17 protein-coding genes are annotated in these 20,417 nt (G+C 44.1%); 7 read left to right on the top strand and 10 right to left on the bottom strand.

All coding sequences use genetic code 11. The features are described from left to right. Positions 1-105: 105 nt before the first annotated feature. The 6 genes from L4D05_RS14110 to L4D05_RS14135 form a co-directional block, all read right to left on the bottom strand. Complete coding sequence (locus tag L4D05_RS14110) at positions 106-1,278, bottom strand: MFS transporter (protein WP_428794397.1); 1,173 nt, start codon at positions 1,276-1,278, stop codon at positions 106-108. 129 nt (positions 1,279-1,407) lie between these two features. Beyond that, on the bottom strand, positions 1,408-1,926 hold the full coding sequence (locus tag L4D05_RS14115; RefSeq protein ID WP_428794398.1) for a hypothetical protein: 519 nt from the start codon (positions 1,924-1,926) through the stop codon (positions 1,408-1,410). A 386-nt stretch (positions 1,927-2,312) separates the two neighbouring features. After that, a complete protein-coding gene (locus tag L4D05_RS14120) occupies positions 2,313-3,551 on the bottom strand; it encodes a quaternary amine ABC transporter ATP-binding protein (RefSeq protein ID WP_428794399.1) in 1,239 nt (412 codons plus the stop codon). Further along, positions 3,551-4,444, bottom strand: coding sequence for an ABC transporter permease (locus L4D05_RS14125; RefSeq protein WP_428752244.1), 894 nt, complete (start codon positions 4,442-4,444; stop codon positions 3,551-3,553). Before L4D05_RS14125 ends, L4D05_RS14120 begins: the two co-directional genes overlap by 1 nt. 271 nt (positions 4,445-4,715) lie before the next feature. Next, complete coding sequence (locus L4D05_RS14130; RefSeq protein WP_428752245.1) at positions 4,716-5,726, bottom strand: ABC transporter substrate-binding protein; 1,011 nt, start codon at positions 5,724-5,726, stop codon at positions 4,716-4,718. Between the two features lie 91 nt (positions 5,727-5,817). Next, entirely contained in the window at positions 5,818-6,699 is an 882-nt protein-coding gene (locus L4D05_RS14135; RefSeq protein ID WP_428794400.1) for a DMT family transporter, read from the bottom strand. 91 nt (positions 6,700-6,790) lie between these two features. On the opposite strand from L4D05_RS14135, the gene L4D05_RS14140 reads away from it, so the two are divergent. Beyond that, positions 6,791-7,672 (top strand): LysR substrate-binding domain-containing protein, encoded by an 882-nt coding sequence (locus L4D05_RS14140; protein ID WP_428794401.1) that lies wholly within the window; start codon positions 6,791-6,793, stop codon positions 7,670-7,672. Positions 7,673-7,757: 85 nt separating this feature from the next. On the opposite strand, the gene L4D05_RS14145 is transcribed toward L4D05_RS14140, so the two are convergent. The 3 genes from L4D05_RS14145 to L4D05_RS14155 all read right to left on the bottom strand — a co-directional run bounded on the left by L4D05_RS14145 (position 7,758) and on the right by L4D05_RS14155 (position 11,812). Beyond that, a complete protein-coding gene (locus L4D05_RS14145) occupies positions 7,758-8,654 on the bottom strand; it encodes a hypothetical protein (protein WP_428752248.1) in 897 nt (298 codons plus the stop codon). A gap of 301 nt (positions 8,655-8,955) precedes the next feature. After that, positions 8,956-10,152, bottom strand: coding sequence for a porin (locus tag L4D05_RS14150; RefSeq protein ID WP_428794402.1), 1,197 nt, complete (start codon positions 10,150-10,152; stop codon positions 8,956-8,958). Positions 10,153-10,564: 412 nt separating this feature from the next. After that, positions 10,565-11,812 (bottom strand): porin, encoded by a 1,248-nt coding sequence (locus L4D05_RS14155; protein ID WP_428752250.1) that lies wholly within the window; start codon positions 11,810-11,812, stop codon positions 10,565-10,567. Positions 11,813-12,423: 611 nt separating this feature from the next. On the opposite strand from L4D05_RS14155, the gene L4D05_RS14160 reads away from it, so the two are divergent. The 4 genes from L4D05_RS14160 to L4D05_RS14175 all read left to right on the top strand — a co-directional run bounded on the left by L4D05_RS14160 (position 12,424) and on the right by L4D05_RS14175 (position 16,687). Continuing rightward, positions 12,424-13,368 carry an aldo/keto reductase gene (locus tag L4D05_RS14160; protein WP_428752251.1) on the top strand — a complete coding sequence of 315 codons (945 nt, stop codon included), beginning with the start codon at positions 12,424-12,426 and terminating at the stop codon, positions 13,366-13,368. Between the two features lie 452 nt (positions 13,369-13,820). Further along, the gene (locus L4D05_RS14165) at positions 13,821-15,104 is read left to right on the top strand and encodes a peptidoglycan DD-metalloendopeptidase family protein (RefSeq protein ID WP_428794469.1); all 1,284 of its coding nucleotides are present in this window, start codon (positions 13,821-13,823) and stop codon (positions 15,102-15,104) included. Between the two features lie 16 nt (positions 15,105-15,120). Next, entirely contained in the window at positions 15,121-15,762 is a 642-nt protein-coding gene (locus L4D05_RS14170) for a DUF1007 family protein (protein WP_428794403.1), read from the top strand. Beyond that, positions 15,752-16,687 (top strand): hypothetical protein, encoded by a 936-nt coding sequence (locus tag L4D05_RS14175; RefSeq protein WP_428794404.1) that lies wholly within the window; start codon positions 15,752-15,754, stop codon positions 16,685-16,687. Before L4D05_RS14170 ends, L4D05_RS14175 begins: the two co-directional genes overlap by 11 nt. A 133-nt stretch (positions 16,688-16,820) precedes the next feature. Here L4D05_RS14175 and ylqF read toward each other — a convergent pair whose 3' ends face one another. Continuing rightward, positions 16,821-17,759 carry a ribosome biogenesis GTPase YlqF gene (gene ylqF, locus L4D05_RS14180; RefSeq protein WP_428752254.1) on the bottom strand — a complete coding sequence of 313 codons (939 nt, stop codon included), beginning with the start codon at positions 17,757-17,759 and terminating at the stop codon, positions 16,821-16,823. Positions 17,760-18,059: 300 nt separating this feature from the next. On the opposite strand from ylqF, the gene L4D05_RS14185 reads away from it, so the two are divergent. Continuing rightward, positions 18,060-18,251: a hypothetical protein gene (locus tag L4D05_RS14185; protein ID WP_428794405.1), complete on the top strand. Its 192-nt coding sequence runs from the start codon at positions 18,060-18,062 to the stop codon at positions 18,249-18,251. Positions 18,252-18,281: 30 nt separating this feature from the next. Continuing rightward, positions 18,282-20,336, top strand: a complete 2,055-nt coding sequence (locus L4D05_RS14190) for a di-heme-cytochrome C peroxidase (RefSeq protein ID WP_428794406.1) — start codon at positions 18,282-18,284, stop codon at positions 20,334-20,336. Positions 20,337-20,417 lie beyond the last annotated feature (81 nt).

A 20,417-nucleotide genomic window follows, 5' to 3' on the forward strand; every position in this document is an offset into this window, starting at 1 on the left:
TAAAATAGGCGTAGTGTTGACGATTTTCAGAATAATCTAATGGTACCCATAGCCAAGGTAACAAGTAATGGCTATGGGTGTGTTGCGATCATTGCTGGTGGCGGACTAAGCTTTCTTGACGGTAAAATTGAGCAACATAAGTAACGCGATTGGGAATAGTGAGGCTAACAGCATCCAGGTCCAACCTTGCGAAAACAATATTATTCCAGCGCCTAATGATCCGGCAGCCTGAAACGTGGTAATGGAAAAGTCATTCACCGCTTGGACTTTAAATCGTTCATGAGATTGATAGGTTTGAGGTAGTAAACTGGTTCCGCCTATAAATAAAAAGTTCCAACCAATTCCCAAAGCAACAAGCGCCCACCAGTAATGATGTACAGAGTGGCCAGCTAAGCCAACAGCGATACAGCCAAGGAAAATCACACACCCTACCGTGATAAGCCTATAGAGACCAATGCGCTTAATAATTAATGGGGTGATTAGAGAAGGGAGGTACATGGCCATAACGTGGCTCTGAATAACCCACTTTGCACTTTGGATATCGTGCCCATGCTCCGACATTGCCAGCGGTGTTGCTGTCATTAAAAATGCCATCACCGCGTAGGCTGTCAATCCAGAACCGATCGCTAGCCATAATATAGGCTGTTGAAAAAGCTGTGGGATGGTACGCATAGGCCCCGAATTGCTATCGGTTTCTCTAACTTCGAGCGGCTTCATGGCGATAGCTAAAATACACGCCCCTACCGCTTCGAGTATTCCTAGAGCAACATAGGCATTGGCAAATTCCGAGTCGAATACGGCGACCATTTGCCCTAAATTTAATAGCTCCGGACCTACCCATGCCGCGGCGATTCCGCCGACCAAAACTAAACTAATAACGGATGGATGTTGAGAAGGGCTGTTACAGCTCTCTATCGCCGCAAAGCGGTATTGGCCTACATAGGAGAGTTGGGTACCCAAGATAAAAGTGCTGAGTGTGAAGCCCCAAAAGTGGCCTTGTTCAATGTTCCAACTGGCAAAAAACGCGGCTAGGCTACTGACGATTGCAGCAATAATAAAAGCATTCTTCCGACCGATAAGACGTTGAACTTTTGCAGCAGGGAAAACATTCAGTGAGACGCCAAGGATCAAAGTGGTGACAGGAAGCGTCGCATAAGCGGGTGAATCGTGCAGGGCTGCACCAATAATACCACCAAGAAACACATTGAGTGCTCCAACGGATAGCACAAAAGGTTGAACGGTCGCGAGTAACCAAGCATTCCATGGCAGGTTTTTCATTGAGTAGTATCCGGAGTTGGGGCTAAGACACTGACTGTTGTACAAGAAATATCTATAAAATGAAAGAAAAAGGCCTTGATAGTTGAATATCAAGGCCTTATCAAGCTGTTAGCTGTTAGCTGTTAGCTGTTAGCTGTTAGCTGCTTGCAGTTCTGCCTTAGCTTGTTTCTGAGCTAGGAACTTAGCGATAACAGTCACACCAGCAATGTACATTGCGCCGCCTAACAGGCCTGTCGCCATCCAAGAGAAACCGTGCTCAACAACGTGATCTTTATGTAGGATACACATAACAACGTACGCGAACGTAATGTAGCTAAACGCAAAGTGTGCAACAGGACCTAAACCGATAGTAATCAGTACTACGCCACCTACATAGATGTAAAATGCGTTCAGACCGCCTACGTACGGTGCTAATGCGCCAAGAACAGAAGGGATCAACATACCCATTGCGATACCAGCAACACCTGCCGCAAAGATGTTCTTTAATTTGCTTAGATCGAATTTTGCTTCAAAGAAGAAAATAAGTGCAAGGAAAGCTGGCCATTTGTCGTGAATGCCAAGCTCTTGAAGAATAGCGGTGCCCGCGACAATCCAAAGTGTAAGTAGGACAGTTTTTGTAATATGTGCAGAATTGAATACTTGATTCATGTTCAGGTTCTCTGTAGGGAGTAAAGTAAAACGGTTTGGGCGCGCATTCTATAGACACATGGATTTCGGGTCACTAGGGGGTGTGAGGCAACTATCTGAATTATTGGAATAAGCGGCCGTACGGTATCGATTGTGTGTATTGGTGTTTAAAATATAAGCAGTGGCATTTGAGTGTCAGATATGTTGGTGAGCAAAATGGTGCTTGATGCATTATATAGTGGCTAGGAATACTATTTCTTGTGCTGATGAAATGGGGTTGGCGTGTTTTTTAAGGGTATGTTTAGTGAAGGTTTCGGTGGTAAACGAATAACACTTAATCACAAGCAAAGAGGTGTGATTAAGTGTTATATGTAGGGTGTTTTCAATGCTCAGTATCAGCGCTGCGATTATGCAGCGTTATTCTTTACCGCAGACGGCTTCGCTTCATCGTCTGATTGAGAACTATCACTTAACACATCGGCAAGTGTTGATTTTGAAAGGTGACCTTGTAAGTCGCCGTTGTCGTCGACAACAGGCAGTGGATGATCACTGTCTAGTGTTTCAGGTATAACGGCTTCAAGTAGCGCATCACTTTGAACGGCAGGGACATCGTCAAGCATCTGAGACGGGATTTCTTTGTGATAATCTTTTTGCTCGACTTGGTCTAACGTTTCTTGCGTAATTACACCTTGGTAACCATCATCGTTGACGACATAACCATAGTCTTCTGACGATCGGCGCATTTGTGTAATCGCTTCCCCCAGTGTTTCTGCGGTAATACGAGCAATAGGCGGCTGCATGACAGTTTCAACAGTAAGTGCTCTTGCTCGATTGACGTCTTTTACGAATGCTTCGACGTAATCATCGGCTGGGTTTAACAAGATATCTACCGGCTTATCTTGCTGGACGACAACACCATCACGAAGTATTGCAATGCGATCACCAATTCGTAGTGCTTCATCCAAATCATGGGTAATAAAGATGATGGTTTTATGTAGTTTCTCTTGCAGTTCGATCAGTTGATCTTGCATTTCACTTCGAATTAACGGGTCGAGTGCAGAAAAGGCTTCATCCATTAGCAAAATATCGGCGTCAGTACATAGTGCTCGAGCGAGCCCGACACGTTGCTGTTGTCCACCAGAGAGTTGGCTAGGGTATTGTTGCTCATACCCATCAAGCCCTACGGTTCTAATCCATTCTCCCGCTTTTGCGTAACGGTCTTCTTTACTTAAACCTTGAATTTGCAATCCATAAGCGACGTTGTCGATAACGGTTTTGTGCGGTAGTAGCCCGAAACGCTGGAATACCATCGACATTTTATGGCGTCTGAAGTCACGTAGCTCTTGATTAGAGAGTTTCATTACATCAGAACCATCGACGATGATTTCGCCTTCTGATGGATCTATGAGGCGGTTAAAGTGACGAATCATCGTCGACTTACCAGACCCCGATAATCCCATAATAACGAATATCTCACCGGGATAAATATCAAGATTAATATTTTGCAGCCCAAGGGTATGACCAGTTCTAGCAAGAAGATCATCTTTGCTTTCGCCGTCTTTTACTGCTTGTAAGTAGGATTTGTCTTTCGGGCCGAAGATCTTGTACAGATTTTTGATCTGAATAATAGGTTGAGGCTGAGTCATTAGTCTCGTCCTCCTAAATGTGCTTGCGTACGCTTAGCATAGCTTTGCGAGACGCGGTCAAAGATAATAGCCAGAGCTACGATAGCGAGGCCGTTTAGAAGACCAAGAGTAAAGTATTGGTTAGTAATAGACTTAAGTACCGGTTGACCTAACCCTTTCACGCCAATCATGGATGCAATGACCACCATCGCTAGCGCCATCATAATCGTTTGGTTAATACCTGCCATAATATTTGGCATCGCCAGTGGCACCTGTACACCAAATAAGCGCTGCATCGGACTTGCGCCGTAGGCCGTAGAGGCTTCTAACACATCTTTATCAACTAAGCGTATTCCAAGATCGGTTAAACGGATAACCGGTGGAATCGCATAGATAACAACGGCAATAACGCCCGGAATTTTACCGATTCCGAGTAGCATAACGACGGGTATAAGATAAACGAAAGCAGGCATCGTTTGCATGATATCGAGAATCGGGGTGATGACGGCTCGGGCTTTTTTCGATTGTGCCATTAGTATCCCTGTGGGAATACCCAGGGCAATAGCGACAAAGGTTGAGACGAGAATGATACTCATGGTTCGCATGGTATTGTCCCACATACCAAAGAAACCAATCAAAAAGAAGGCGACGGCAACGGAAAGGGTGAGCTTCCACGAGCGACTAGCGACATAAGCCAGACCTGCCAAAATGCCAATGATAAGCCACCATGGACTACCGAGAAGCAGTTTTTCAAACCAAATTAGGAAGCTTAGAAGAGGATCGAATAGCGATTCAATAGTGTCTCCGTATTCTCTGGAGAACTCTCTATATGCACCATCAAGTGTTTTTCGTATATCGAGTAGTTGTTTTCTATCAAGTTGAGGAATTTCACTCAACCAGCTGGCATCGGACATCTGTCACTCCTTGACCACTTATGCCACTATTTTTTGCCATTTTAATGCATCACCACAAAGGCTTGTCATTGGTTACCCCTTAAAAGGAAAACCATGGCTCAATAGCAAAAAAGGTCGCTTGGTTTAGCATCTTTGCCTAAAAGGTGAAGAATTACGCTAATCCAAAGGCGACCATACTTATCTTTCTTATAAAGAGAGCATTGATCGAAACAGGTAACACTCGTCAATGATCAATGCTCGTTCGCTACGATGAATAGTAATTACGCTCGAATTACAATGCGTCGATAGCAGCTTGCACTTTAGCGGCAACATCAGCAGGTAGCCAAGCAGCCCATGTATCTTTGTATTCTTTCATGAAATGCTCAGCGGCAAATTCACCGTCAGCTTGCTCATCTTCCATCCAAGCCAGTAGACCATTCATTTGCTCATTGCTGAACTCACGTTTAGCGAAGTATTCCATCGCGGCTGGCGAGTTTTCTGCAAATGACGTTGTCACAACCGTTTCTACAACAGAAGGTGGGTACATTGTCGCTGTAGGGGTTAAACAGTCTTCACTGGTAATACACTCTTTGAAGTGTTCAGCGTCAACGCCACTGCCGAAATCGACCTTAACCATTTTGTATTTACCCAATACAGCAGTCGGTGCCCAGTAGTAGCCAAACCATGCTTCGCCACGCTCGTAAGCTTTAGCGATTGAACCAGATAAGCCAGCGCCTGAACCTGGATCAATGACTTCAAATCCAGCGTCTTCTAAATTAAGTGCGGTAAATAGATTGCCTGCTGAAATTTGGCAGTTCCAGCCTGCTGGACAGGAATAAAAGCCTGACTTAGCTGGATCTTCAGGGTGGTTGAAGAGCTTGGCATTAGCGATTACGCCTTCAATGGTAGCAAGAGACGGATCTTTTTCTACCATATAAGCGGGTACCCAATAGCCTTCTTCTCCGCCATCAGACAGTGTTGTACCTGCGTATTTAATACGACCTTCTTTTACACCCGCATCCAGTGCTTCACGCATGGAGTTACTCCAAAACTCAGGGGCAATATCTGGCTGACCTTTTGAAATCATGGATGCGCCAGTTGGCATGGTATCGCCAGGAACAAGTTCTGTTGGGCAGTCATAACCGTTTTCTAGGATAAACTTATCGATATTGGCAATGAGAGTAGCTGAGTTCCAGTTCATGTCAGCGATGGTGACGGGTTCACATTCACTAGCAGAGACGGTTTGGAGGGATGAAGCGACGAACAGTGAAGAGATTAGCAATTTCCTTGCAAGGTGTTTCATAATGATTTTCCATATCAGGGTTCACAATTAAGTATATGAAATATGAAAAAATATTACAAACCTCATTCACATTCTGTTCACACCTAGATCACTAATTGTCAATTAATGTTGACTTAATATGCGATCGGTTGCGTCTTTTTTCTCGTTTAGTTAGCCATATAATAGGCACAACGATCATCAAGGTTCCGATTGCCATGAAGATATCAGGCATCTCCCCAAACCATAATAGACCAACAGCCACAGCGCCAATCAGTCCGCTGTATTCGGCACTGGCGATTTTATTGCTGTCTACGGCGCGATACGTCAACACGCACGTCGCGGCGTATATCAAAATAAAAGTACTTGAAGCTGCTGCGGTAGGAAAAGCGCTCCAGTCCCAAGTTTCCCCCTCCATATACACCAAGCATAGGGATACTGGGATGCCAACTAGGTTGGTAATGAGTAGCGTGTGCACGACCGATTGTTCCTTGGGCAATTTACGAATAAGTAAATTGTTCACGGCAATAGTGAGTGCGACCACCAAAGCGGCAAGGGCGGCAAAATCGATTTGATCGGGGCGAATAATTACCAGGACTCCAGCAAATCCCATAATTGCCGCTGCAATGGTTTGTGAAGAGAGTTTTTCGCCAAAGAATAGGGCAGCCAGCGGCAACATCATTAACGGTGCGGCATAAAAAATCGCGTTAGCGGTGGCTAAAGGCATGGATGAAATGGCATAAACCATGAATACCGCGCCAAACAGCCAGACATGCGCGCGGACAATGTGCCATTTAAGCCCTGCAGTTAGGTTCTTCGGCTTACTAAGCAAAAAGAGAGGTAATAAAAGCAATACCGCTGAAATCTGACGAAAGAAAACGAATTGGAAGACCGCTACATCATTGCCCACACTCTTAATCATCGCATCAGACAAAATCGCAATTTGGTTTCCAAAAACAAGCAATAACATTGCGGTGGTGACTGACATAGTTTTCATAGAATTCTCCTTCGTAGCTTTACCAGAGGATAGGGATCTTTTAGGATGAAGTTAAATGATAAATATTGTCTTAGCATGAGGTATTTAGATAATGAAGCTACCTCCATTGAGAGCGGTGCACTGTTTTGAGTCAGTGGCTCGAAATTTAAGCTTTTCGACCGCCGCGGTAGAGCTGAGCGTCACGCAAAGTGCAGTGAGCCATCAGATCCGCCTACTTGAGGATTATTTGGGTGAGGTACTGTTTATTCGACAAGGGAGAAAATTGACCTTATCGGAATGTGGCGAGCAGTACTTAGAAGAAGTGAGTCCTGCTATCGCGTCTATTGCCAAAGCAAGCCAACGAATTAGAGAGGGTGAGCAAGGGACGATCCGTTTGGCTCTATATAGCTCTCTCGCCGTAAAATGGCTAATACCACGCTTGTCTGAATTCAAGCGACTGTACCCAGATATTGAGTTGACGTTAAACATGGTGGCAGAGGATCCTGATCTTTCCGACAAAACCGGAGATTGCTTTATTACCGTTGAACAGCCCGCGCGAAATTACGTCGCTGAACCGCTATATAACGAAGTTCTTTATCCGGTTTGTAGCCAAAAAATATGGAAAGAAATCCACGATAAACCGTTACCAGAAGCAATCTGGGACTACCCGATACTGTCAACCGACTCGGTGTTTCGGGAAAGGGGCAGAGATTGGCAAAAGTGGTGCGAAGCAGGGGGTATCACGCAGCCTAAAGACCTCGATATGCAGCATTTTAGTCACATGTTGTTGGCTGTGGAAGCGGCTAAATATGACCAAGGTATCACGTTTGCTAACGGCTATATGATGACTGAGAGAGATCTGCAAGATTTAGTCATGATACCGTCACATGGTTTAGAAACAGGGGACAATTTTTACTTTGTTTATAAAACCAGTCGAGCTCGTCAACCTGAAATCAAAAAGTTGGCGAATTGGCTACAACAGCAATGCGTTTAATAGTACGTGGATTGCGACTTACTAGCTACGGCGGCGGAGCTCCTGACACTACGCAGCAGATAGCGTGAGCGTCAGGAAATTTCGATTAAACCATTTCTTCTACTTGATGGGTGTTATGCAGCAGTTGCAGCACTTTATCGATAGAAAAATCTTTATCGACCGCTAAGGTGAATTCACACAGTGCCACTTTAATGATCAACACATTTAATTCGGGAAAGTTGGGGTGCGGCTTCAATGAGATACTTTCGATAAGCCCCAAACGTATAAAGGTATGACCAAATTTATAATTGGCATCCTTGATATCAATAATGTGTTTGCCCTGATTGGCGATGATCAAATCGACGCCATCGGTCATGATCATCGATCGGAGAAGTTTGTACTGCACGAAGTTATGGTATAAATCCATGAGGCTACTTCGTTTTCGTTCAGTGAGAGAGAACTCGCTTTGATAGGCCAAAATGTGCAAAGGGTCTAGTGCTTTTTCTGTGCCGCAATAGAAGCTGTAGGTCACTTTGTCTTGCAAACTGTGGTCATTTAACTCATTGGAAACTGGGTAACGCGTACGTGGTGATACCATTTCGCGTAGCAGTTTTATGACATGGCTAGCAACGTCTTGAGAGACAAGATTGTACTTGATCACCATTTCACCTTGAATGGACTGTAGTCCGATATAGTTATCGAGTAAATCTCCTCCATGAGTGAGAAAAAGTACATCGGTATACCACATTTTTTCAGCCTGAATACGCTCGCCATCGATCTTTAGATGCAAAATGAAGTCTTTTTGAATGATGACCACTTCAGGGTAGAGCAACATACCCGGTTTCATGTTCCTGCGTTCTTGATGAACAGGTATTTTGAAACTGTAGACGGCATCGTCAAAGAAATGCTGTTGCTCGGAAAATTGCGGAGGAATATCTTGTTCAGATTTGATTTCGACCAACCAAGGGCCGAACTGGTCATACTCTTTTTTTAGGTCGTACATACCTTACCTTCCTTGCTGTCTAGTAATTAATCAATACAACTCTATGTAAAATAATAGCACTTTGTTGTGATCTTTCTCGAAAGACACTGGAAAGGGTATGGATATGAGCGGAAAATAAAAGAGAAATAGGGCGTTCCTGGTTCCTAGAGGTCGGTATGAGATTGGTGTGAGGAGGGAAGGGGCCGGAGAAAGAGGAAACAAGAGAAATGGCCTCTTGTTTCCATGTTTAGTTGGGCTTCTTTGTTTGGAATCAGTTGTTTGGAATCAGTTGTTTGGAGTTAGCTGTTTAGGCTGTCCTTAGTTAGAAAAATACTGCCGCGCCAAGGAAGAAGTGAGTGTTCCTGCCATAGTAGTCATGAATCCCACCTGTTACCCAATTGGTTGAGTTGTTTAACGTGACAGCATCAGAGTATGACTCTAGGTAGACCTCTCCCCAAGGAACAGGCGCCCATGCGGTGCCAAGGTTAAACATGGATGTTTTGGTAGCAACGGCATTGGTGTTGTTGTCTCGCTCAATACCAAATTCGTATCCGCCATAAATGCGCACAGATTCTGAAAGATATAGGTTTGCGCCTAGACCAAAGTTGTCGGTGGTGGTATTTAAGTCGGTCCCACCGGTGCCGTTGCGAGCTTCAAATCGTTCAAATCTAGCAGACAGGGAAGCGCCGCCGTCTAAAAAGTGGTGCTCTACGCCAAGTGCCAACTGTTTGATATTGGCATTACTTAGGGTGATCTCTTGGTCTGCATCGCCGAGTAAATCAATCACTTTTCCTGAGATATCATTGGCTTGGTTATAGGCTGCGACAAAATAAGTACCAAAGGATGTAGTGTAACTAGTGGCCGCGCCAAAACCACTATCGATGGTGATTTCGTCACTCACTGCCGGTAGAAATGCACCAAAGTTCAAACGGTTACCAAATCCAATGTGGTCTTCGGACCGCTTGGCTTGATATTGCAGCCCAATATAGAAGTTATCGGTTTCTTTTTTCCATATCAGGGTGTTTTTAGTTCGACGACTGCCCAGCTGGTCTGACTGCATCATGTTTAATCCGCCTGCAAAATAGGCGTAGTAACCGACGTCGGATTTTACATAGGGGCTTTCTTGGCGACCAATCGTAATGTCGCCATAGGTCGTATGGCCAAAGCCTACATAGGTTTGTCGCTGGGCTAAAGCGACATCGGATTCATCGGATTGAGTGCCAAAGTTGACATCGTATTCAAGTTTAACAATGGCGCGATAATCTCCGAGGGTATGGGTGACGTCGAATCCAATCCAAGAGCCGGGATCCTCGATATAGAGGTTACCCGATTCGTAACCAATGGCGCTGCCACTCCCCATAGGAGATTCTGGGTCATAATGATAACTACTTAGGTGGGCAGCAATAGCGCCGTACATCGTCAGCTCTGTGTTGTCATCACTGTAGAGCTCTACTGCAGTGGAAGAAAAAGTTGCCAAAGTTAGCAGGGAAAGGGCGTGCGAAAAATTTAAATGCTTCATATTTTTGTACTTATATTAGGTAATTAAAAGCGAGTGTTTGTTTAAAACACTAGCGACTACTTTATTAATTAGGTAATACTTCGATTATTGATATGTATAATATTTGTTAATATGACCAATCGTCTTAATAACCAGTAATAATCACAAGCAGTCTATTAATAAAATGCCATTGCATTCATGAGGGTTATCACAGTTTGTTTTTTTATAAGTTTTTATGCATTCGATTATCAGGGTGTAATTGAGGTGTTGTATTAATAAGTTTAATTGATGGGGCAGCTTGTTTGATTTGTGAGCAAAATAGTTGATGGAACTTTAATAGAAATGACGATTTAGTGTTGTTGGAGAGATGTAAAAAAAGCCCTTAAGGGAACTTAAGGGCTGGAATGGTCGATACGTTTTATCTAGATTAGGCTTAGAAGAATACCGCTGCGCCTAGGAAGAAGTGTGTGCCTTTTGACTCTGCACCAATTTCACCGGTCGTATAGTTAGCTGCTTTGTTTAGCTTAAGATCATCAGTGTAGCTCTCTAGGTACACTTCACCCCATGGTACTGGCGCCCACGCTGTACCAATATTAAACATTGAGACTTCTGAAGTAGTTGAATCTGTTTTATTATCCGTTTCCTTGGCCATTTCATATCCACCATAAATACGTACACTCTCAGATACATATAGGTTGGCACCTAGGCCGAAGTTATGTGTGCTACTGTCAAACGCGTTAAGACCATCTTTAGCTTCGAATTGCTCAAATCGAGCTGATAACGATAAAGCACCGTCCATTAGGTGCTGTTCAATAGCGATAGCATATTGCTTAATGTCTGCGTCTGTTGCAGTGATATTTCCTGATTGCGTTACACCATAATCACCTTCTGATAGGTAGTCGTACATTTTACCGTTGATACCATTCGCTTGGTTGTAAGAAACGGCCACGTAAGTTGCAGTGTCAAATGTATAAGTTACTGCAGCACCGAATCCATCATCAATTTGGATTGCAGGCCCGTATTTCAACTTAGTACCGTCGAACTCACCACCAACCAAGAAAGAACCAAAGTTCAATCCATTACCAAACTTAATGTTGTCTACAGAACGTTTCGCTTGGTATTGAAGACCCACGTACAAGTTGTCAAAATCGTGTTGCCATACAATCGTGTTTGGTGAGCGGCGGCTGCCTAGTTCATCGGATTGCATCATATTTAAACCGCCTGCCCAGTAGGCGTAGTAACCTTTATCTGTCTTCATGTATGGGCTTTCTTGGCGACCAATGGTAACACTACCAAAGTCTTCATGACGAAAGCCTGCGTAAGTGATTCGGTCGCTAAGGGCTTCTTGTTCCGTGAAATCAGCATTGATGTCCGTTTTGGTACCAAAGTTCACATCCCACTCTAAACGTGCCAGTGCTGACCATTTACCGATAGTGTGCGTTACATCAAAACCAAAATAAGAGCCTGGGTCTTCAATATGGGTCGCGTCGCTGTTGTAGTCGAGACCTGCGGGGTTACCAATGATCGTTGATTCATCGTAGTCGTATTTACTGACTTGTGCAGCAATAGCACCTGTCATATTAACAACGGTTCCTTCGTTATTATAAAGCTCAATCGCACCAGCTTGCGAAGCGGCAAATACACTGATTGCAAGTGTCGAAAGTTTAAATAGACCTTTCATAGTTATTTCCTTTTTATTGTTATCCATTTTGGGAGTTTATTACCCCATTTAAAAATAAATTCTATTTTTAAATACCACTGTTGGGGGACAGGTTTACATATTGCTAGTATTTCAGTTTTGTATATTTTTCTTGTATTCCAGCTCGCGAATTCATCTGCGTGCCATTTGAGTTAAGTGTAAAATATTTCTTTCAAACAGGTGTTTAATCTAGGTCACATAAATTGGACCGATGATTTTCTAACTATTATGTTTGTCAATAGTTGGTAGGGGGTAACTGGCAGAAAATAAGATTGATGTTAACTGGATGTTTCTCGTTATAACTGCATGGTTTTTAATTTAGTTTTTTGTATTACTTCTGTGAATGATAAAAATAACTCTTTGGGGTTATAAGTTTGAGGCGTTGCGGGTGGCTGAGTGCGTCAGGCGCAAGTCTTTTGCGTGGGGGGTGAGGTTGCTTTGGTTGTGTTGATGATTTTTTACCTTTTTAGATGTGGTTTTGGGGCGAGCTATGGGATAAATGAGGGTGCTATCCACCAAATGCGGTAATTAGCCATTGAGGGTGAGGTGAAACAAGCTTAGGATATCGCTAGGCTAATATAAGGAGTAAACCTATGGTTTCAACAGTGGTTTCAGCATCGGATTCAAAAGCAGTTTCGAAAGTCACCACCGCGCCAAGTGGGCCAGAATTATCACAGTTGGTTCAAGGGTATTGGCGACTAGCCGATTGGGGAATGACCCCTCAGGAACGATTGACCTTTCTCAAACAGCATATCGCACTAGGCGTGACGACCGTTGATCACGCAGACATTTATGGTAACTATGAATGTGAGCAGTTGTTTGGTGAAGCGTTAGCGTTAGATAGCCAGATCAGGGATGAGATTCAAATCATTACTAAATGTGATATTAATCTATGCAGCGAAAAATTCGCTGATCGCAAGATTAATCATTATGACACCAGTGCAAAACACATCTACCAGTCTGTAGATAATTCATTGCAGCGACTTGGGATTAATGAAATTGACGTGTTATTGATACACCGTCCGGATGTGTTGATGGACGCTGATGAAGTGGCAGAAGCGTTTACCGAGCTGCATAAAGTCGGCAAGGTGAAGCATTTTGGTGTCTCGAACTTCTCTCCTCGTCAATTTGATCTACTTCAATCCCGTCTAAGTAAGCCACTAGTCACAAACCAAGTGGAAATTAATCCGTTGAATTTTGACGTTGCTCACGACGGCACGCTGGATCAGTTGCAACAGCTACGTGTTTCTCCAATGGCATGGTCTACGCTTGCAGGTGGCGAAATATTCTCTGGGCAGTCAGATCAAGCGCAACGTGTACGCGGTGAACTTGAAGCGATTCGTCAAGAAGTGGGCGCAAGTAGTATCGACCAAGTTATCTTTGCCTGGGTTAGACGTTTACCTTCAAATCCATTACCAATTATCGGTTCAGGGAAAATTGACCGTGTTCAAGCGGCTGTCGAAGCGATGGACATCGAACTTACTCGCGAACAATGGTACCGAGTTTGGGTTGCGTCTAAAGGTCATGGTGTGCCATAACCATCATTCGATAAACGGGCAATAACAAACAGAGACGAATTGAATGTTTTAACGTTTCCGTTTAGCGCCTTAAAAACAACCGCACGTGCTAGGTCTAACTACCTAAATGAAGTCACTTCATTATGCCGTGCGGTTTTTTGTGCCTGAAATCGGACTTACCCTTTGTCTGTCAATAAAAGACGACTGCTTTATTAGTTTATTTCTTTGTTTCTTTCTTTCTCTCTTTCTCTCTCTATGTATTCTTTACCATAGAACCATAGAACCATAGAACCATAGAACATCTTAGAAACGACTAGAAATGAGCATGTCGTTAAAGTACGCACTTTGATTGTTCTTTCTTGTATTGTTATGTTATAACGTAACAAATTTACGTGATTCGCTCATTACCTATGTTGTACAGACCCTTTCCTTTGGCCATTAGCCTAATTTGTTTCATTGTTATTCTTGTTGGCATGATACTTACCAGTGGTCGCTCCTTTATTGCAGATGCCTTCTCACTCGCGACTTACTCGCAGAACGACAACTACATCGTAAAAGTCACCGCGTTTGACACCAAGCTTTTGCTTGATTCAGATCTTGAATCGGCATCCGAGCTCAACATGGCCAATGTTGAACGTATCCATTACCTTATTCAATCCGGCGACTCGTTAAGTACGATTTTCGAAACGCTGTCCCTGCCGCTCGCAACGATACCTGAACTGCTGTCGGCGGATATCTCAGGTTTAAAGCTCGATAATCTTGTGCCAAAGAAGCGCTTAGAGTTTGTTGTCGATAGGTCAACAAGTCAGCTCATCGCACTGACTTATCACCATAGCCTTGTTGAACGATCAGTCTATTCTCGTATCAACAATGATGAAGAACCAAACCAGACACTGTTTCATTATGACTTCATAGAAGAGCAGGGGCAGTGGAAGCCGCGTATGTACATAGGCGAAATTGTTGGAAGTTTCTCTGTATCTGCCAATAAGCAAGGGTTGAGCTCTCGCCAAATCGCCATTATCAACCGTGTCATGGCAGAGAAAATTAACTTTGCTCGGGATTTACGACATGGCGACCGATTTGAAGTATTGGTGAATGAACAGTACCTAGGTTCGCATTCAACCGGAAACGCGGAGATACAAGGTGTACGCTTTTATTTAGCGAGGGGCGTTGTGTCGGCTTTTTTAGCTGAAGATGGACGATTTTATGATCGTGATGGCAACAGTTTAGAGCAGGCTTTTAACCGATACCCCATTGCTAAAGAATATCGCAGAATTACATCGCCTTTTAATCGCCACAGAAAACACCCAGTCACGGGAAGGATAACTCCTCACAACGGTACTGATTTTGCCACTCCGGTTGGTACGCCAATATATTCCATAGGAGATGGAAAAGTGCTGGCGTTAAAAGAGCATCCTTACGCAGGAAAATACTTAGTGATAGAACACAATAGTATCTATAAAACGCGCTATCTGCATTTAAGTCGATTTTTGGTAAAACCGGGTGAATTTGTTAAGCGAGGCCAAAAGGTCGCTTTGTCTGGTGCTTCTGGTCGTCTTACTGGCGCACATCTTCATTTTGAGGTGCTAGTGCGTAACCGCCCAGTTGATCCAATGCGTGTTGATTTGCCATTAGCACAATCGATAGCAGACAAAGAGCAAGATTCGTTCGCGATGTTGATTGCTACGTTTGATGATGTGTCTTCAGAGCATTGGTTGCGTCGTAATGAGGAGCAGGCGGATCAGCATGCTTCATAGCTACGAAGACATTGTGATGACAAAAAGTAGAATCATGACATTCGTAACGCTGCTGATGGCTGCGCTGTTACTGTCATCCGTTTGCTATGCTCACCCTCACTCTTGGATAAGTCATACCCTAACCATTCATGGTGAAGGAACTAAGATGGAGAGTCTTGAAATGGAGTGGGTGTTTGACCCATTCACCAGTGCCTATGCGTTGGATGGCGACTTTTCTATCTTCGAGAGTGAGGAGCGTGCATCACAAGAAGCGCGGCGTTTAATGTCGAATTTGCTCAATACTCATTATTTTACCTATTTGTACTTGAATGGAACACCGCTTAAATTTCGAATACCCACATCGTACTCCTTAACAAAACGTGGCAAGCGAATGGTACTAGTATTTTTGTTGCCGCTATCCAAATCAGTTGAACTCTCGAACCAAAGTTTGGCCATTCAGACCTATGACAATACGTATTTCATTGATATCGCGTGGAAATCAGCGCAATCGGTTAAGCTGAGTTCGGCAGTATCTTCGCAATGCCACATTGGCTTAGCACAACCCTCGCCATCGCAAGACATTCAAAATTACGCCATGTCGCTCGCAAGAGACAGCGAAGAAGATGTGGAGCTGGGCCAGCATTTTAGCCAAACGGTGAGTATCTATTGTGGTAAATAATCGACATCGAATTAAGCTTGGTTGCACGATAGTGCTTTTAAGCGTGTTGCTGATAGGTGGACTGTATTGGATTGCTGAGAACTGGGTTTACCTTCGTTGGAATTTTCTATCGCTGCAACGGACGTTGTTAGAGCACCTCACTGACGCCCTTGAGGTGAATCAGCCAGAAGAAGGGGGGCAATTGTTCAGCGTAAGTGGGTGGAGCGGCTCACAATGGCTGGTGGTTCTTGCGGTTTGTGGCTACGGTTTTGTCCACTCACTGGGTCCTGGTCATGGTAAGTCGGTATTGCTTATTGCTATGCACACCTCTAAACCGACGTTACGCCGGGTAGCTGGTTTTGCTTTGGTAATCAATGTCGTGCAGGGTCTTAGTACTTGGCTGGTGGCATCTGCCTTGCAGTGGGTTTTAGTCTTAGGGTTTAAAGACACTATAACGTTAGTGGGCAATCTTAATCAGTGGGTTGGTGCAGGTATGCTCGCAATCGGGCTAGTTGGTGTATTTAAACGAGTGGTATTTTTGTTGAGGCAAAGCGATCAAGTAAAGCAGATTGAACCGTCCATGCTATTTACTAGCAGAGCGTCCAATATTTCGTCATCCTATGGGGTAATGCTGGTTGTGGCGCTTCGGCCATGTCTAAGTACTAGCCTTATATTTCTCTATACCGCTATGTGGTTCGAACAATCCATTGCAAACCTATTGTTAATTGCCAGCTTTGTGGGCAGTTTTTTATCTTTGCTGTTGGTCTCTATTTTAGCGCTAAGTGTCCAACGCCGTTTTGTCGTTCAAACAAAAGACAACGGCGCAGAACCACTAGCGCATGAAAACTGGCAAAGTATAACCGTGCTAGCAATTAATCTCTTTTATATGGGATTAGGCTGGACATTGTTAGTAAATGCAAAGGTGACAATGTCACCGATATTCTAGTGGTATGATTTAGAGGTAGTGCGTTACCTAAAGGCGCGGATCTGTCTCGAGAGGCAGGGTTGGCGAATAAAAAAAACGCTCTCATTAAAGAGAGCGTTTTATTGAGTGACTTTTGAGCGGATAGTGGTAATAACTAGCGCTTATTCTTCAAATAGCGCTTACGGCGTTCTTCTTTTTTCTTAATTTTCGCTTCTGTCTTACGAGCTTCTTCAATCTCGACTTCAATCAACTCTTTGGTGATCATTTCAGGCAGCTCAAGCGTAATTTGTCCAAGCGTTCCACTGCGTAGCTCATGCAACAAAATCTCAGAAGCTTTGTGAAGATTGACACGACCACCGGATTGCAGCGCACCACGCTTCTTACCAATCAGCTCCATGAGTTCTAGGTCAGATTCTGGTAGCTCTTCATCAATTTGGTAGCGCTCTTTAAGTCGCTCTGCATAGTACTGCGCAAGGTATTCAACCGTATAAAAGGCCACTTCATCGTATTCAATCGCGGTATCTTTTACTGCACCGGTAGCCGCAAGGCGGAATCCACTGTGCGGGTTTTCCACTTTTGGCCACAGTACTCCTGGGGTATCAGACAGCACGACCCCATTTTGCAGGTTGATTCGTTGCTGGCGGCGAGTAACCGCAGGCTGGTTACCAGTAACGGCGATAGTGCGACCCGCAAGGCTATTAATGATGGTGGATTTACCCACGTTAGGGATACCCATGATCATGGTACGAATGTTTTTACCAATCGCTTCGCGATTTGGAGCCAGCTTTCGACAAAGCTCAAGAATCTGCTGCACTTCGTGCTGATTGCTGGTGGTAATCGCAATGGCTTTCACGCCTTGCTCTTTTTCTAAGTGTGCAATCCACAACTCAGTTTTTTCTGGATCGGCTAAGTCACGTTTGTTCAACACTTTAACGACGGGCTTATCGCCACGTAGGCTCGCGATCGTTGGGTTCTCACTACTAAAAGGGATACGAGCATCAAGGACTTCGATGATGACATCGACTTGCGGAATCACTTCCTCAATTTCTTTAAGTGCCTTGTGCATGTGGCCCGGAAACCATTGAATGGACATGAATGAAAACCTCAGTGTTAAATTTTTTGCCCATTTTAGGGGGATCTTACAGATAGTAAAGGGTTAGCGCTGTTTGATTGCAATTAATTGATAATAAAAATCTAGTAGAGGCTTTGTCTGTGATGTTGAGATACGCCTCGTATTTCGAGTTAAAACAGGCGATTGAAGGGAAGTGTATGCTTTTGTTCTGCTTTGTTGAGTTATCTGTTGTTGTAATGAGCTGTAATAACCCTTTCATTCCTCTTGTATTAGTTTTTGAAGATAGTTTCAAAAAAAGCAGCAGCCGATAAGGGAATGACCATGAGTCAACAATCAAACCACATGAATGTTAATGAACAAGATGGGTTCTCTGCCAAAGGGATGCGGAACATTCCGGTCTTAGAAACATGGAAAGGCGCGGTAAAGCGGTATAGCACAGAGGACGAGCTTAATACGCGACTGCAGAAAAAACCTTCGCTAAGGGTTGCGCTAAAACAGTCGGAAACGGTTTAACCCTTTTAACTAACTGAGATAGGTAAGATTATGAAAATGTGCAATTTTAGTTTGTTGATTGCGGTTTTGATTGGTTTAGTAGCTGACAGTACCCATGCCGCGGATACTATAGAACAGCAAAAAATAGACAGTAGCTTGATAGGAGAAAGGATACTGGCGATGGAGGCAAAGGGTCTACTCGATTTGATTCCGTATCAAACGGGATCAGAACTCGTTTATCCTGAACCTGTCGCGGATAGTGTTAACGGTGCTGTGAATTTGCAGCAAGGGTGGACACTAGCATCGCAGCAAGAATTTTACTATACCACCCAAGGCTCCCAGATCCTTCCATATAAGTGGTACTTACACTTAGAGCAGAGTGACAGCGTGGAGCTTTTTCGCAGTGATGCCAATATTCAACAGTATGGTTATATCGCGAGTGAGGCAAGCGAACTGAATCCGGATGGTTTAAGTGTTGGCTTTGCAAAAGATGTGGGTAGCGATGGAAAAGCGTGGGTGGGGTTAACCTGTGCAGCTTGTCATACAACGGAAGTTACCTACCAAGATTTGCGAATGCGAATTGATGGTGGGCCGACAATGGCGGATTTTCAGACATTTAATGTCGATTTGGTGTCTGCACTAACCGCAACGTTGGCTGATCCTGAAAAATTTTCCCGCTTTGCTGACAACATGTTGCTAGACAAGAATACATCAAGCTCCGAACAAGCGGCATTAAAGCAGGCGTTGCAGGAACAAATTGTCGTATTGAGTAATCGTAACATGATCAATATTTCTAGCGTTCAACAAGTGCCCTATGGTTACGGGAGGTTAGATGCAATTGGCGCGATCTTTAATCAAGTCTTGAGTGTGTTTACTTCTGAACCCACAAATGCACGGCCAGCAAATGCGCCCGTCAGTTATCCTTTTATCTGGGGAACGCATCAGTCTGATTATGTTCAGTGGACGGGATTTGCGCCTAACGGGCCGTTAAGTATTGGAGCTTTGATTCGAAATGGTGGTGAGGTACTGGGGGTTTATGGAAAAATCGATATCAATAGCCAGAGCCATGGGCTTGGTTATAGTAGCTCGATAGACTTTAACGGATTGGGCCTATTAGAAGCTCGCGTTGCGCAGCTGAGATCCCCACAATGGCCGAGTGAAGCTAAGTTAGCGGCATTCCAGATTGATACAGACAAAAGCCAAGCAGGGAAAGCTCTGTATGATAAAGAATGTGCAAGTTGTCACACTACTGTTGCGCGTGCTGACGAAGGGCAAAATTACCAAGCCGTATTAACGCCGCTTTCGGAAATACAAACCGACTCTCAAGAGATCTTAAACTTAGTGGCGTTGAGAAACGCTGATAACTACCAAGGTCGTAAAGAAGCAATCGTGGCGGGGCCAACGATAGGGTATACCACTCTTGGTCTTAATCCGTTGGTTAATTCTGTGGTTGGTAGTGCTATCGATCAACTTGAAGATGCCGCACGAGCCGCATTCGTACAGTATATGGGAGGCAAGTTAGCGGCTAATGAGAACAACGGAATCAACGTATCTGATAAAGATAAAGCACTCCAGCAAGCAGAAGTGGTCGCTGAGTTTGCGGCTCTCAAAGATGCTTATGGTGAGCTCATTAAGGTGTATAAAAGGTGTGAGGCGTATCGAGCTGGTTCAACCAAATGTTCTCAAGCGCTTGAGCTCACGATTAAGTTGGTGAAAGGCAAGGCGCTAGCCAAAGATATAGACAGTCAAATAACCCAGTTTTTTGAGTCCAAAAAACAGAGTCCAGTTGACGAAGAAGTCCTAACAGGACAGGTGTATAAAGCACGGCCACTTAATGGTATTTGGGCAACGGCTCCGTATCTACATAATGGGTCAGTATTGAGCTTGATGGAGTTGCTTACGCCGCCAAAAGAACGTTTAAAAACATTCTACGTAGGAAGTCGCGAACTTGATCCTGTTAACGTGGGTTTCGTCAATGAAGAAACGGAGCACTCTTCAATGCTTGATACGTCTTTGTTGGGTAATAATAATCAGGGCCATGTGTATGGCACGCAACTGTCCGTTCAAGAAAAGCAAACGTTAGTGGAGTATATGAAAACCTTGTAACGAAATACTTACTCGTAGCGGTATGCCTATCGTTGACAATGCTCAGTATTAAATGAGCATTGTCTTTTTTCATCGAGCTCA

The organism is Vibrio nomapromontoriensis (genome assembly GCF_050337205.1).
Lineage (GTDB): Bacteria > Pseudomonadota > Gammaproteobacteria > Enterobacterales > Vibrionaceae > Vibrio > Vibrio nomapromontoriensis.

What these genes read in the sequence shown, in the direction of transcription:
- L4D05_RS14190 (WP_428794406.1), top strand. Translation starts at nt 18,282, where the DNA reads ATGAAAATGTGCAATTTTAGTTTGTTGATTGCGGTTTTGATTGGTTTA.
- L4D05_RS14140 (WP_428794401.1), top strand. Translation starts at nt 6,791, where the DNA reads ATGAAGCTACCTCCATTGAGAGCGGTGCACTGTTTTGAGTCAGTGGCT.
- L4D05_RS14155 (WP_428752250.1), bottom strand. Translation starts at nt 11,812, where the DNA reads ATGAAAGGTCTATTTAAACTTTCGACACTTGCAATCAGTGTATTTGCC.
- L4D05_RS14150 (WP_428794402.1), bottom strand. Translation starts at nt 10,152, where the DNA reads ATGAAGCATTTAAATTTTTCGCACGCCCTTTCCCTGCTAACTTTGGCA.
- L4D05_RS14120 (WP_428794399.1), bottom strand. Translation starts at nt 3,551, where the DNA reads ATGACTCAGCCTCAACCTATTATTCAGATCAAAAATCTGTACAAGATC.
- L4D05_RS14170 (WP_428794403.1), top strand. Translation starts at nt 15,121, where the DNA reads ATGACAAAAAGTAGAATCATGACATTCGTAACGCTGCTGATGGCTGCG.
- L4D05_RS14130 (WP_428752245.1), bottom strand. Translation starts at nt 5,726, where the DNA reads ATGAAACACCTTGCAAGGAAATTGCTAATCTCTTCACTGTTCGTCGCT.
- L4D05_RS14135 (WP_428794400.1), bottom strand. Translation starts at nt 6,699, where the DNA reads ATGAAAACTATGTCAGTCACCACCGCAATGTTATTGCTTGTTTTTGGA.
- L4D05_RS14145 (WP_428752248.1), bottom strand. Translation starts at nt 8,654, where the DNA reads ATGTACGACCTAAAAAAAGAGTATGACCAGTTCGGCCCTTGGTTGGTC.
- L4D05_RS14115 (WP_428794398.1), bottom strand. Translation starts at nt 1,926, where the DNA reads ATGAATCAAGTATTCAATTCTGCACATATTACAAAAACTGTCCTACTT.
- L4D05_RS14185 (WP_428794405.1), top strand. Translation starts at nt 18,060, where the DNA reads ATGAGTCAACAATCAAACCACATGAATGTTAATGAACAAGATGGGTTC.
- L4D05_RS14165 (WP_428794469.1), top strand. Translation starts at nt 13,821, where the DNA reads ATGATACTTACCAGTGGTCGCTCCTTTATTGCAGATGCCTTCTCACTC.
- L4D05_RS14160 (WP_428752251.1), top strand. Translation starts at nt 12,424, where the DNA reads ATGGTTTCAACAGTGGTTTCAGCATCGGATTCAAAAGCAGTTTCGAAA.
- L4D05_RS14125 (WP_428752244.1), bottom strand. Translation starts at nt 4,444, where the DNA reads ATGTCCGATGCCAGCTGGTTGAGTGAAATTCCTCAACTTGATAGAAAA.
- ylqF (WP_428752254.1), bottom strand. Translation starts at nt 17,759, where the DNA reads ATGTCCATTCAATGGTTTCCGGGCCACATGCACAAGGCACTTAAAGAA.
- L4D05_RS14110 (WP_428794397.1), bottom strand. Translation starts at nt 1,278, where the DNA reads ATGAAAAACCTGCCATGGAATGCTTGGTTACTCGCGACCGTTCAACCT.